Here is an 11,924-nt window from a genome sequence, read left to right as displayed (position 1 = left end):
GCGATGCTCCGAAGCCCGGCTTCGACCTCGTCAGGACCCGAACCCGGCTCCCGTCGGCTCCTCGGCGTTCCGGATGACGGTGAGCAGGAGGTCGTTCAGCTGCTGGGCGGCGGGGGCGCTCAGGCCGACGTCACTGAGGTCGTTGGTCGCGAGCGCGACCGCGCGCGCCGCGGTGAGGACGCGCTCCCCGTCGGCGGTCGTACGGATGGGTGTGCGTCGGCCCTTCCCGCGGACTCCGACACGCTCGATCAGCCCTCGCCGCTCCATGCCGTCGAGGACCTCGGACATCGACCTCGACGCGGCCGAGCGCCGGGGAGGCGTCCCCCTGCAGTCCGGCGACGCGCTCGTCGTCCGCAGCGGGTGGGGCTTCTCCTGGGACTCGGAGGAGCAGGCCCCCGGCATGACCGTCGACGCCGTGACCTGGATGCACGAGCGGGGCGTAGCGCTCTACGCGGGGGACGTCGGCGACAGCTTCCCCCCTCACGATCCCGAGATGCCGATGCACATGGTCGCGCTCGCACGGCTGGGCATGCCCCTCATCGACAGTGCGGACGTGGAGCAGCTCGCCGTGGTCTGCGCCGAGCTGTCCCGCTGGTCGTTCCTGCTCAGCGTGGCCCCACCGCGCCTGCTCGGGCTCACCGGCGTTCCGGTCAATCCGATCGCCGTCTTCTGAGGTGCGGCGCCGCCGCCCCGCGGATCGCCGCCGAGGACCCGCCGCTCGCCCCTCAGCGGCTGAGGAGGGCCACGAGGTCGGTCGCGATGCGGTGCTCGACGTCGGCTGGGACGGGCTGCACGGCGGCGTCGAGGTCCGCGGTGACGACGGCGGCGAGGCTCCGTGCCTGAAGGGTCAGGCCGAGGTCCATCGCCTGGATCGGGTTGCCGCCGGCCGCCGTGAGGTTGATCATCCGGCCGTTCTCGAGGCGGACGATCCGCTTGCCGTTCTTCAGGCGGATGCCCTGCCGGCGCTGGCCGTCGGCGAACTCGGTGGTCGACTCCGTGGCGGCCGCGAGGGCGTCCTCGTCGATCTCCCACGGGAAGTGGCCGACGCCCGCGATCACGGCGCCGTCGGCGAAGGCGTCGATCTCCGCCGCGCCGATGACGCCGGGTGCTCCGGTGGCGGTGAAGACGAACTGCGCGTCCGAGAGGACGTCGGCGACGGGTCCGACGCGGTGGCCGCGGAGGATCGCCTGCAGCGAGCGGATCGGGTCGACGTCGGCGACGGAGACCCGCGCTCCGAGCTGCGAGAGGGTGTCGGCGACCCCGCGCCCGCACGGGCCGTAGCCGATGACCGCGGCGCGGGTGCCCGGGATCATGAGGTTCGTGGCGTTCATGAAGCCCTGGACGACGCTCTGGCCGACCCCGTACTCGTTCTCGACGATCAGCTTGAGGGGCGAGTCGTTGATGACGACGACCGGTCGCGGGAGGGTCGCGCTGTTCTCCCGCAGGCGGATGCCGCCGGTGGTGGTCTCCTCGGTGCCGCCGAGGTAGTGGTCCGGGACGCCCGAGTTGATGAGCCGGAGAGTCAGGTCGGCGCCGTTGTCGAGGGTGAGATCGGGATCGTGCTCGAGCACCTTCTCGATGTTGCGGAGGTGCTCCGCCTCGCCGTCGCTCTGCTTCGTGTGCACGTGCACGCCGAGGGCGCGGAGGTCGTCGGCGACGTCGTCCTTCGTGGTTCCGGGCGAGCCCGTCAGAGCGATGTCCATTCCGGCCTCGACGAGGAGCGACACGAGGGCGGCGGTCTTGGGCTCGACGTGGAGGCAGATCGCCAGCTTCTTCCCGGAGAGCACCGGAGCGAGCTCCCGGACCGCCTGCGCGGTGAGGGGCATGTGGTCGAGAGCCCAGCGGCTCGCCGGGTGGGAGAGGGAGAAGGTCATGGCGTGTCCTGTCTGGAGTGGGTACGTGGGCGTCGAGTGGGGGCGTCGTGTGGCCGGCGGCGCGGGAGTCGCGTCAGGGCGCTCGGCCCCCGGCGGGCTGCCGCCGCGCCCGGCGTCGCGCGTGCGTCGAGTGCGCGGTCCTGCACGCGACGTCCTGAGGAGGCCGATCGCCGGGGACGGCCGCGAGGCCTCGCGCTCCCCTGATCTCCGCGCGACGGAACCTGAGGCGCGTCTCTTCACGGCGGGCCGAGGTCGGCACTGCTCGGATCGTCGTCGGTGAGGACACCAGCCCAGTCTGTCGACCCGGACGCGCCCTCGCTCGGATGATCGTGCTCGGCGGCAGCACCTCGGGAGAGGTCGACCTGTCGTGCGGTGACATCCCGCGCGGACCGACAGGCGCGCCGCGTCCGCTCACCCTCCGGTGACTGGGCGAGGGGCATCGAAGAAGAGGTAGGACACGAGAGGATCGCGTGATGCTGGAACCACGCGGAGGCTCGGTCGCGAGCGCGGCCCGACGGAGCGCCACCGCTACCCTGACGCCATGCGCCGCAGTCTCGACGACCCTCTTCGGAACCGCGTCCGCACCGGCTCTCCGTCCGTCGCGTCCGCCTGATGGAGCGGCGACGGACGGACCGCTCGGAGCCGGTTCGCGAGTTCCGGCCCTCGAGGGCCCGGCAGAAGAACGAGTCGCGACGGCTGAGGCCCGTCGCCGTCCTCCCCGCGCTGGTCCTGCTGGCGGGGAGCGTCTGGGGAGTCGTGGTCGCCGACGACCGCGGTGCGGCGCTGGCCGTTTACCTCGGGCTGTTCGGCTTCGCCACCGTGGTGGCTCTGGTGATCGTCGGAGTGCTGGCGCTCCGCAATCGGCGGTTCCTCGCCACCGCGTCGCTCCGGATCTCGGACCGGGCGATCGAGTGCACGGACGCTCGAGGCAGGGTCGTGACCTTCGAGCGGGCCGACCCGTCGGTGAAGGCGCTGCTCGCATGGGTGCCCGCCGGCCCCAACAGTGAGGGGATCGATCTGCCGCCGTCGCTCATCCTGTTCTTGTCGGACGGAAGCCGGTCGCTGCGGCTCCGCGGGGCGGACTGGGAGCTCGAGGATCTGCGGGCCGTCGTCGCCGCCGTGACGACACCGCTCTCGCCGGCGGCGCGTGGCGTGCACACCGGTAGCCGGAGCGTGTGGGCGCGCCTGACCGGAGCCGCTCGTCGGCGGAAGATCGAGGCGCCGCCCGTCGCGGAGAAGACGCTCGGCCCCGCCGAGATCAACGAGCTGATCCCCGGGACGATGAGCTTCCGCGAGACCCGTCCGCTGACGTTCGCCCTCCTGATCGGGTTCGGCTCGGTGGCTCTCGTGCTGGGCCTCGTCGTCGGCGTCGCCGTCGTGGTGGTGCCCGGGTAGCGGAGGAATTCGGCGCCGTGCCGGGGACCGCTGGGCGGGAGACGCGGGCGACGGGCCCACGCTCCCGACCGGCGACCTCTCCGGGGCGATCCTGCCCGCGCCCTAGGCTCCACGCATGACACTCACCCAGGACTCCGGTTGGATCTGGTTCGGACTCGCGATCGTCACCGCCGGTCTGGCCGAGCAGAAGGGCCGCTCGCGCTGGCGCTGGTTCGTGCTGGGGCTGCTGCTCGGGCCGATCGCGACGGCCCTCGTCGTGCTGTGGGCGCGACCGGAGGGCGGAGTGGCGACGGACGTGCGCTGGAACTTCGCGATCGGCGCCGGCGTCGCCGCGGCGGCGCTCGTCCTCGTCGCCGTGACCTCGGCCCTCTGGCTGCTGCTCATCCCTGCGGCGATCGCGGCGCTCGCCGCCGGTCTGCTCGCCTGGCTGAGCCGCCGCGTCCCCTACGAGGATCTGCCCCGCTGACGACCGCTAGAGGCTGGTCGAGCATCGGAACTCGAGATCTCGCGGCCCGAGGCGGCAGGCGCGTCACTCCTCGGACAGGGTCGATGACCTCGCGAGAGTCTGCCGGCCGCGGCGTCAGCGTTCCGGCCAGGCCTCCCACACTCGACTGAAGGGCGCGGTCAGCTGCTGCCCGTCGTGGCCGATCCTGTGATGCACCCCCACGTCGTTGCTGTAGCCGCTCGACCAGCCGAGCTCACTGCCGCTCCCGATGCGGTAGCCGACGATGATGCCGTCCTTGCCGGCGGCGATGCTCTCCTCGTAGCGGCCCGCGACGACGTCGAAGACGCTGCGCTCGAGGTCGTCCGCGAGGGCGGTCCATTCGTCGTCGCAGGCGTCGCATCCGCAGACGGGGTAGTTGAAGCGGTGCAGTGCTCCGGCGTGGAGGAGGACGCCGGGGAAGACGGTCCAGACGATCGTCAGAGGTGCGGCGTCGACCGCCCGCGGCGTCACGCGGACGGCGCGGGCGGCCCAGGAGATCTCCGCTTCGTCTCGTGAGGCCAGGGCCGGGTCGTCCTCGACCGTGACGTCGTAGGTGCGCTCGAGGTGCTCGAGCAGGGCGTCCGCGACGGTGTGCAGCGGCTGGAAACGCTCGAGATCGCTCGTGACGGAGTAGCTCTCGTCCGGAGGCGACTCACCCAGCCAGCGAGTGCCGTAGGGGATGGGTCGGCCGTCCTCGCCGATGAAGACGCGGTCCGCGACAGCCGGTCGAGCGTAGTCCGTCATGGACGAGAGGGTACGACGCGAGCCGTCCCGCCGTCGGCCGCTGAATTTCCGGTGACAGCTCACGGACGAGGAATCCGTAGCTGGAGTCCACCAACCATCGAGGTTGACGTCTTGGTCGTCAGAAGTCCCCGCCAGAACGGTTTGCAGCGTCTCGCAGACTTCGTTCGATGCCATTCCATTCCATGCCATGCCAGGCGACGGGGCCGGTGTCGGGAAGCTCGACCGGCCGGTTCGAGCCCCTATCGGATGGAACGATTAGGCGGTCACCTCCGTCGAGCTGAGCGTCCAGAGCTGATCGATTCTGGTGACCCGACCGGTGGGACGAGTCCAGACCGAATGTGAGTCGTCCCTCGTCGCGGCGGCTTAGCTGTTGAACTGCAGTCGGATCTGCCAGCTACCACCGGACGGGTGAGCGGCCCAGGTCTCGCTTCCGGGGCAGGTGTCTGAGCGGTGTTCGCGCTGAGTAGCCGCCGCCCTTCGTGTCCGCAAGCGAGTAATCCCATGTGCGTGGAGAGCGTTCCAGAGTCCTCGATCAGTAGCTGGACGCTCAACCTTGCTGGCGGGATACCCCTACTTTTTGCACGCCGTCTTGCGGTCAGCCTGCAGCTGGCGGGCGGCTTGGCCCTAGTCGGGAGCGGTTAGACGACCGAGCCGAGCGCGACCCTCCGCGAGCTTTCGTTGGTTCTCGGGATCGGCTATCCACTCAGCTCTGATGCGGCAAAGGTGACATGTCACCTCATCGAGAACGCTTGACGTCTGGTGTGGGCTGGTTGCGCCGCAAGGATAGAAGCCGCTGCGGCTCTCGAGGTGAACTTTCTGCATGCTTCCATTTTGAGTCCTCGAGCTACGAGCAGTTGATGCCACCACCTTCGGCCGTTGATCCGGCGACATGGACCGTCATGATCGTCCGCTACGAAGTTCCCGTCGGCGGGAGCTGGCGTGAGGACGTCGGCCTGTTCGATGTTCCTCGAGGTCAGCGCCTCTGAGACCGATTGTCTCGCGCGTCCACGGATCCTCGACGGTCGTGATGTCTTGAGGAACACTCCCGCGTCCCTCCCTCGGGACACTCGAACAGTCGATCCGACGGGGACCGCCTGAACCCGCCTCCCGCCTATCGGAGACGGGACTTTTCACCGTCGAAGCCGAGGTCACGCTGTTCACCTCGCGCCGCCGCCCCACCCAGCCGCACGTCCCCCTCCGGATACGCGTCGTGCGAGAAGCACAGCCGCACGCCCTCCGCCTCCACACGCTCGAGCAACTCGGACGTCCGCTCGTGCGCCCGCGCGTCGTCGCTGATGAACCGCGGCAGCCGGCGCAGGCGCCCGGACCAGCCGAGGAACTCCCGCCCCCACGCCGCGTCGCCGGCCACCAGCACGCGCCCCTCGACGAGCGCCCCCAGGTGCCCGCGCGCATGCCCCGGGAGCGGCACCACGAGCAGCGACCCGTCGCCGAACAGGTCGAATCCGGTCAGCCCCTTGATCGTCGTCGCGGGCTGCTCGTCCGCCACGATCCCGGCCGCGAACCACGGCGGCAGCAGCGCGCGGAAGATCCCCTCGCGCACGCGGTTCCGCCGCACGGAGGCGACCTGGCCCGACGACAGCACGAACGTCGCGTCCGGGAACCAGCGCACGCCGCCCACGTGGTCCGGGTGCAGGTGCGTGAGCACCACGAACTCGACGTCGGCCGGGGTCAGGCCGAGGGCGAGCAGCCGCTGGTCGACGGTCTCGTCGTCCGGCACCGTCGCGGGCAGGATGCGCTCGTACAGCCGTCCGACGAGGCCTGTCCCGCGGAACGTCGGCGGGTAGCCCGTGTCCACGAGCACCCGCCGGCCGCTCGCGTGCGTGTAGACGAAGACGTTCGAGGGGAAGACGCGGCGGGGGAGCCCCTTCCCGCGGAACACCCGGGACAGCGGGAAGACGGTGCTCCCGCACGCCATCACCTGCAGCGACGACTCAGCCACGCGTCCTCCTCAGGTGCTCGCCGACCCGGCGGATGCCCTCGGCCAGCGGCACGGTCGGCTCGTAGCCGAGCTCGGTCCGCGCCCGCGAGATGTCGAGGGTCTGCGCGTAGGCGAGGGTCGCCACGGTGTAGCGGGTGAACGGCGGCTCGCGGCCGGGCAGCAGCCGGTAGACCCGCTCCAGGATCTCGGCGAGCGCGGTCAGCACGCGCAGGTCCACCCGGATGAAGCGCGGCTCCTCGCCCATCGCGGCGAAGAAGCGCTCGAGGAGGTCGCCGAGCGGAGCGGGCTCGCCGTTGGTGATGTTGTAGACGCCGCCGTCGGCCACGGGAGCGTCGGCCGCCAGCACCAGCGCGTGCGCGGCGTTCTCGACGCAGGTGATGTCGACGGGGTTCCGGCCGCCGTCGAAGAGGGGGATGCCGCGGCGGCGACTGGCGGCGACGAAGCGGGGGAGGAGGCTGGGGTCGCCGACGCCGATCAGGCCGCGGGGGCGCAGGATCACGAGCTCGGGGATCCGGCCGGCGCGGTGCGCCTCCTGCAGCAGCCGCTCCGCCTCGATCTTGCTGCGGATGTAGAGGCTCATCCGGCTGCCGGCGTCGACCTCCTCCTCCCGCACCAGGTACTGGTGGCGGCGGGCGGAGTAGATGCTCGGCGAGGAGACGAAGACGAAGCGGCGGATCCCGCAGCGCTCGGCCAGCGCGATCATCGCCTCGGTCCCCGCGACGTTCGCGCGCTCGAACTCGCTCCACGTGCCCCACGGGCTCGAGAGAGCGGCGGCGTGCACGAGCACGTCGGCCTCGACGTCCGTCGCGCCCAGCTCGGCGAGGTCGGCGCGGAGGACCGTGGCGCCCTCCTCCTCCAGCCGCGCCAGCGCCTCGGGGGCGCGACCGGTGGCGAGCACGTCGTCGCCCGCGGCCAGGAACTCGCGCACCGCGTAGCCGCCGAGGAAGCCCGTCGCCCCGGTGATCAGCACGCGGCGCCGGCGCTCAGCGGACATCGACGACCTCCAGCCCGCGCTTGCGGCCCCAGTACCAGAGCAGGATCCCCAGGTACCCGAGCGCCTTGCCCTTCCGGATCGACATCAGCACGACCGCGTCCTTGTCGAGCAGCGCCTCGCTCCGCCCGATCACCTGGCAGACCTTCAGGTGCAGCTCCAGGTCCTCGTCGGTGTCGTCGATGCTCGAGCGCGGGAAGCCGTCGACCTGGAGGTACAGCGCGGCGTCGATCGCGAGGTTGCAGCCGGCGGCCATGAACATCCGGTACCGCTGGCCGGGGCGGCGGTAGAAGACGCCCGGGGCGTGCTCCATCAGGCGGATCAGCGCGGTGCCGAGCACGCCGTCGTACCAGCGGTAGACGGCTTCGTCCCGCCGCGGGGACAGGCGGCCGCCGACGAAGCGGGCGCCGCCGCGGAGGTCGGCCTTGAGGCGCGCCACCCAGTCGGCGCTCGGCAGGCAGTCGGCGTCCGTGCGGGCGACGGCCGTCGCGCCCTCGGCGATCGCGCGGCGGAAGCCGGTGTCGGAGGCGGCTCCCGTGCCCTTCTGCGCCTCGTCGATCACGGCGACCTGCCGCTCCGGGCACCGGCGGCGGAACTCCTCGATCACGGCGCGCGAGCCGTCGGTGCTGCCGTTGTCGACGAGCAGGAGGGTGAAGTCCGGATCGGTCTGGCGGGCGAGCGCGTCGAGGGCGCCGCCGAGCAGCTTCTCCTCGTCGAGGAAGGGCACGACCACCCAGAAACCGCGCGCGTCCATCCGTCCCCCGCTCCGGGACCATGGTGTCGGCGGGGGCCCGTGCCGTCAAACCGCGCCGACACGGCACGCAGACGTGCAGAGGCGCGCTATACAGGGATTCGCTCCGCACGTCCCGGGGCAGGAAGGGGCCCGCGTGCCCGACCTCCTCCCGCTCCGCATCCTCGGCACGGGCGAAGCGCTGCCCGAGCGGATCGTCACGACCGCCGAGGTCGCCGCGCTCTGCGGCCTGCCCGCCGACGAGGCCGAGCGCCGCTCCGGCGTGCGCACCCGCCACTGGGTCACCGACGACGAGGACCCGCTGGAGCTCGGCCTGCTCGCCGCCCGCCGGGCGCTCGCGGCGGCCGGACTCGACACGGTCGACGTGGTGCTCAACGCCTCGGGCACGCAGCTGCAGGCGATCCCGGACGGAGGCGCGCAGCTCGCCGCGGGCCTCGGCCTGGACGACGTCTCTGCGTACAGCGTCGGCGCCACCTGCCTGTCGTTCCTCTTCGCTCTGCAGGAGGCGGGGTTCCTCGTCGCCACGGGTCGCGCCGACACGGTCCTCATCGTCTCGACCGACTGCGGCAGCCGCGGCATCGACCCGGGCCAGCCCGAGAGCGCCCTGCTCTTCGGCGACGCGGCCGCCGCCGTCGTGATCGGCCGCGCCGAGACTCCGGGCCAGGGCCTGGTCGCCACGCACTTCCGCACCCGCCCGAGCGGTGTGCGCCACGCGGAGCTGCGCGGCTTCGGCTCGCGGATCCGGATCGAGGAGGCGCAGGACCGGCTCGCCGACTTCCGCTTCGACATGCAGGGCAAGGCGCTGCTCGTCGACGCGCTGCGGCACTTCCCGGCGTTCCTCGAGGAGGTGCGGCCCGGCCTCTCGAGCGGGCTCCCCGGCATCGACCGCGTGGTCCCGCACCAGACCAGCGCGGCCGGGCTCGAGGGCATGGCCCGCCTCTGGGGCCGCGACCGGATGACGATCACGCTCGGCGAGGTCGGCAACACGATCGGCAGCGCGATCCCGCTGGCCCTGCACCGCTCGGACGTGCAGCCGGGGGAGTCGGTGCTGCTGGTGGGCACGGGCGCCGGCACCCACTACGGCGCGGTGGTCCTGCAGGCGTGAGAGGCGGCGCCTAGCCGAGGAGCGACAGGGCCGAGAGGCCGAGGAACGGCGCCATCACCACGAGGCAGACCGCGGCGGAGCGACCGAACCCGTGGGAGGAGTCCCGCCCGCCGACCAGACGAGCGAGCAGTCCCGTGACCAGCGGTGGGAGCAGGAACAGCAGCAGCCACGGAGCCAGGACCTCCGCGCGCGGCGCCGTCCAGTCGGGCTGGTCGTCGCGGTCGAGCGGAGGGAGCCGCACGAGGAGGAACGCGGCCGTGAGGACGATCGCGGGGAGGACCGACAGGCAGGTGAGTGCGATCGCGGTGAACCTCGCCCCGTCGTCCCGGGAGTACCGGGCACGGTCGGGGTCGGGCGCAGGCCCCCGATCGGTGTCCTCGTCCCAGCCCGGACTGCTGAATCGGATGCGTCCCATCAGGCGATCATGCCGTTCCGCTGCGGCCTACGGCGCGAGGGCGACGGAGCCGAGCGACGGGTAGTCGGGACCCTGGTAGTCCATCACGGTGAGCGTGCGGATCTCCGGCATTGTCGCAGCGCCCGGGATCGGGATCTCCTGATCGGGACGGTCCGGATCCAGCGCGGCGATCTCGAAGGAGTAGCCGGCGGTGTCGACCCAGTCGCCGGAGATTTCCTGCTCGAGCGCACCCTCCTTCAGGGACAGCCGGAGGTCGGAGGCGTCGCCGGTCGAGAAGCCGGTGAGGACCGCCCACGTCGATCCGTCCGTCCGACGCTCGATCCGCACCGACCCGGTCGTCCCGGTCTGCTGGCTGACGAAGTCTCCCGAGAGGGGGAGCTGCTGCTCGAAAGCGCTGAGCGACGTCTCCTCGGAGGAGGGCGCCGCCGACGACGTGGCCGGCGCGGCGTCCGCCGGTGCCGACGGCCCGGTGGCCGGCTCACCGCCGGTGCAGCCGGACAGCAGCAGCGCGCCCGCCAGCGCCGTGACCGCGACCGCGATCCGTGCTCTGCTCATCCCCATGGACCGATCCTGGCATGCGGGCGCCCGGTGCGCTCCAGCGCCGACGGCGCCGCGAGGCCCGCAGCCCCGCCCCGGCGTCCCGTCAGTCCCGCCGCTCGACGAGCGCCCGCAGCGCGTCGCGGACGAACCGGGCGCCGGCGACTCCGCCGTAGTGCGCCGAGAACCGCTCGTCGTCGACGTACATCTCGCCGAGCCCGAGCAGGTACTCGTCGCTCGGGCCGCCGGACGCGTCGCGGGGCGTGCCCGGCACCTGGGCGAGCCAGGCGCGGTGCCGCTCGGCGAGCGCGAGAGCCTCCTCCCCGGTCGGATCCGCCCCGCTGGCCGCCGCGGCGGTCCAGGCGCCGGCGAGGTCCGCCTGCCTCCGCTGCCACTGCTCGCGGTCCTCCGCGCTCATCGAGCGCCACCAGCGGTCGCCGTCGGCGTACGCCGGGGCACCCCAGCGGCGCTCCACCTCCTCACGGTGCTCCGCGTGGTCGAACCCGTCGAACATCTCCTCGGCCATCGGCCCGTTCCCTTCTCTCATCGTGGTGATCGTCCCGGCGACCGCCCGGATGCGGCGGTCGAGCCGTCGGCGCTCCTCCTGGAGCACGTCGAGGTGCCGCTCGAGAGCGGCCACCGGCTCCGCGTCGCGCCGCAGGATCCGCCCGATCTCGGGCAGCCCGAGACCGAGGTCGCGCAGCAGCAGGATCCGCTGCAGCGTCACGAGCGCGGCGGCGTCGTAGTAGCGGTAGCCGTTCGCGCCCACCCGGCTCGCCGGGAGCAGTCCCTCGGCCCCGTAGTGCCGCAGCGTCCGGCTGGTCGTGCCGGCCAGCCGCGCCACCTCGTGCACGGTCCACTCCTGCTCCACAGCGCCCTCCGTCTCCGCGTCGCCGGGGACTCCGGCGGCGATGGAAGCGACGGTACGGGTTGACGCGGCGTCAACGTCAAGCGGCGGGGACGGATCCGCTAGCGGGCGCCGATCCTGCGCGTTCCCACCCGGAGGACGAGCTCGGTCACCGGCACCGCGGCGATCGAGCAGCAGGCCGCGGGCACCACGGTCAGCAGTGCGACGACAGCGTCCGTCCCGTCGCCCGCGTCGGTCCACGCCGCGATCGAGACCACGATCCAGGCGATCGCGAGGATGCAGACCGTAGAAGCGGTCCAGAGGACCGGCCAGGGCGCGCGACCCCGTCCCGCGGAGTAGGGGAGCCCGCCGACGGCCGCCGTCAGGGCGGTCGCCAGAAGCGCTCGGGCCAGCGGGAGGAGCAGCTCGCCGGCGTCCCGGCCGGTGTCGAGGGAGGACAGGGCGAACAGGACCGAGGTCGTCGCGAGCGAGAGGACGCCGGCGACGGCGACGAGCGTCAGCAGGGTCCGGATCAGGAGCCTCACCGGTCGCGTCCGGCGAGGAACGCGCCGCGCTCCTCCAGCAGCCGCCGCAGGTGCCGGTCGAGCACCAGCCGCTCCGCGATCCGCCCGAGGACGCCGAGCGGGGCGGAGTACTCGAGCCGGTCGATCATCACGGAGCCGGAGCCGTGGGGCTCGAAGCGGTGCTCGTGCCGGAAGGTCGCGAAGGGCCCGCGGGTCTGCTCGTCGACGAAGGAGTGCGGGGCGTCGAGCGCGGTGACGGTGCTGGTCAGCCGGAGCGGGACGCCGAAGTGCCGGGCG

Annotated in this window: 14 protein-coding genes and 1 pseudogene; 4 read left to right on the top strand and 11 right to left on the bottom strand. The window is 72.5% G+C overall.

Annotated elements, in window-relative coordinates; genetic code table 11:
• Positions 1-30: 30 nt before the first annotated feature.
• Positions 31-288, bottom strand: coding sequence for a hypothetical protein (locus C5D09_RS17765; RefSeq protein ID WP_219813087.1), 258 nt, complete (start codon positions 286-288; stop codon positions 31-33).
• Here C5D09_RS17765 and C5D09_RS17760 point away from each other — a divergent pair.
• Positions 266-673 carry a cyclase family protein gene (locus C5D09_RS17760; RefSeq protein ID WP_219813086.1) on the top strand — a complete coding sequence of 136 codons (408 nt, stop codon included), beginning with the start codon at positions 266-268 and terminating at the stop codon, positions 671-673. The two genes, C5D09_RS17765 and C5D09_RS17760, sit on opposite strands and share 23 nt — an antisense overlap.
• A gap of 52 nt (positions 674-725) precedes the next feature.
• On the opposite strand, the gene C5D09_RS16405 is transcribed toward C5D09_RS17760, so the two are convergent.
• Positions 726-1,874 (bottom strand): adenosylhomocysteinase, encoded by a 1,149-nt coding sequence (locus tag C5D09_RS16405; protein WP_104269787.1) that lies wholly within the window; start codon positions 1,872-1,874, stop codon positions 726-728.
• A gap of 612 nt (positions 1,875-2,486) precedes the next feature.
• Between C5D09_RS16405 and C5D09_RS16400 the strand changes: the two genes are divergently transcribed.
• Both C5D09_RS16400 and C5D09_RS16395 read left to right on the top strand, forming a co-directional pair.
• A complete protein-coding gene (locus C5D09_RS16400; protein WP_104269786.1) occupies positions 2,487-3,269 on the top strand; it encodes a hypothetical protein in 783 nt (260 codons plus the stop codon).
• A gap of 115 nt (positions 3,270-3,384) precedes the next feature.
• Complete coding sequence (locus C5D09_RS16395; protein ID WP_104224914.1) at positions 3,385-3,735, top strand: hypothetical protein; 351 nt, start codon at positions 3,385-3,387, stop codon at positions 3,733-3,735.
• A gap of 114 nt (positions 3,736-3,849) precedes the next feature.
• Here C5D09_RS16395 and C5D09_RS16390 read toward each other — a convergent pair whose 3' ends face one another.
• The 4 genes from C5D09_RS16390 to C5D09_RS16375 all read right to left on the bottom strand — a co-directional run bounded on the left by C5D09_RS16390 (position 3,850) and on the right by C5D09_RS16375 (position 8,202).
• Positions 3,850-4,497 (bottom strand): DUF6226 family protein, encoded by a 648-nt coding sequence (locus C5D09_RS16390; RefSeq protein WP_104224913.1) that lies wholly within the window; start codon positions 4,495-4,497, stop codon positions 3,850-3,852.
• 1,111 nt (positions 4,498-5,608) lie between these two features.
• On the bottom strand, positions 5,609-6,457 hold the full coding sequence (locus C5D09_RS16385; RefSeq protein WP_104269785.1) for an MBL fold metallo-hydrolase: 849 nt from the start codon (positions 6,455-6,457) through the stop codon (positions 5,609-5,611).
• Entirely contained in the window at positions 6,450-7,451 is a 1,002-nt protein-coding gene (locus tag C5D09_RS16380; protein WP_104269784.1) for an NAD(P)-dependent oxidoreductase, read from the bottom strand. The genes C5D09_RS16385 and C5D09_RS16380 overlap by 8 nt, the downstream gene beginning before the upstream one ends.
• Entirely contained in the window at positions 7,441-8,202 is a 762-nt protein-coding gene (locus tag C5D09_RS16375; protein ID WP_104269783.1) for a glycosyltransferase, read from the bottom strand. Before C5D09_RS16375 ends, C5D09_RS16380 begins: the two co-directional genes overlap by 11 nt.
• A gap of 133 nt (positions 8,203-8,335) precedes the next feature.
• Here C5D09_RS16375 and C5D09_RS16370 point away from each other — a divergent pair, with 133 nt between their 5' ends.
• Complete coding sequence (locus tag C5D09_RS16370) at positions 8,336-9,304, top strand: 3-oxoacyl-ACP synthase III family protein (RefSeq protein WP_104269782.1); 969 nt, start codon at positions 8,336-8,338, stop codon at positions 9,302-9,304.
• A gap of 10 nt (positions 9,305-9,314) precedes the next feature.
• Here C5D09_RS16370 and C5D09_RS16365 read toward each other — a convergent pair whose 3' ends face one another.
• The 5 genes and pseudogenes from C5D09_RS16365 to C5D09_RS17635 form a co-directional block, all read right to left on the bottom strand.
• On the bottom strand, positions 9,315-9,719 hold the full coding sequence (locus tag C5D09_RS16365) for a hypothetical protein (RefSeq protein ID WP_104269781.1): 405 nt from the start codon (positions 9,717-9,719) through the stop codon (positions 9,315-9,317).
• A 27-nt stretch (positions 9,720-9,746) separates the two neighbouring features.
• Complete coding sequence (locus tag C5D09_RS17290; RefSeq protein ID WP_146085664.1) at positions 9,747-10,274, bottom strand: hypothetical protein; 528 nt, start codon at positions 10,272-10,274, stop codon at positions 9,747-9,749.
• A gap of 88 nt (positions 10,275-10,362) precedes the next feature.
• Positions 10,363-11,127 (bottom strand): TipAS antibiotic-recognition domain-containing protein, encoded by a 765-nt coding sequence (locus C5D09_RS16350; RefSeq protein ID WP_104269778.1) that lies wholly within the window; start codon positions 11,125-11,127, stop codon positions 10,363-10,365.
• Between the two features lie 98 nt (positions 11,128-11,225).
• The gene (locus C5D09_RS16345) at positions 11,226-11,648 is read right to left on the bottom strand and encodes a hypothetical protein (RefSeq protein ID WP_104269777.1); all 423 of its coding nucleotides are present in this window, start codon (positions 11,646-11,648) and stop codon (positions 11,226-11,228) included.
• Positions 11,645-11,924: pseudogene (locus tag C5D09_RS17635) on the bottom strand (cyclase); the annotation flags it as partial. The gene C5D09_RS16345 and the pseudogene C5D09_RS17635, both read right to left, overlap by 4 nt.

This window comes from Rathayibacter sp. AY1C9 (assembly GCF_002932315.1).
GTDB lineage: Bacteria > Actinomycetota > Actinomycetes > Actinomycetales > Microbacteriaceae > Rathayibacter.
Note: the sequence above shows the minus strand (reverse complement) of the source record. Positions and strands in the feature narration are given on the sequence as shown.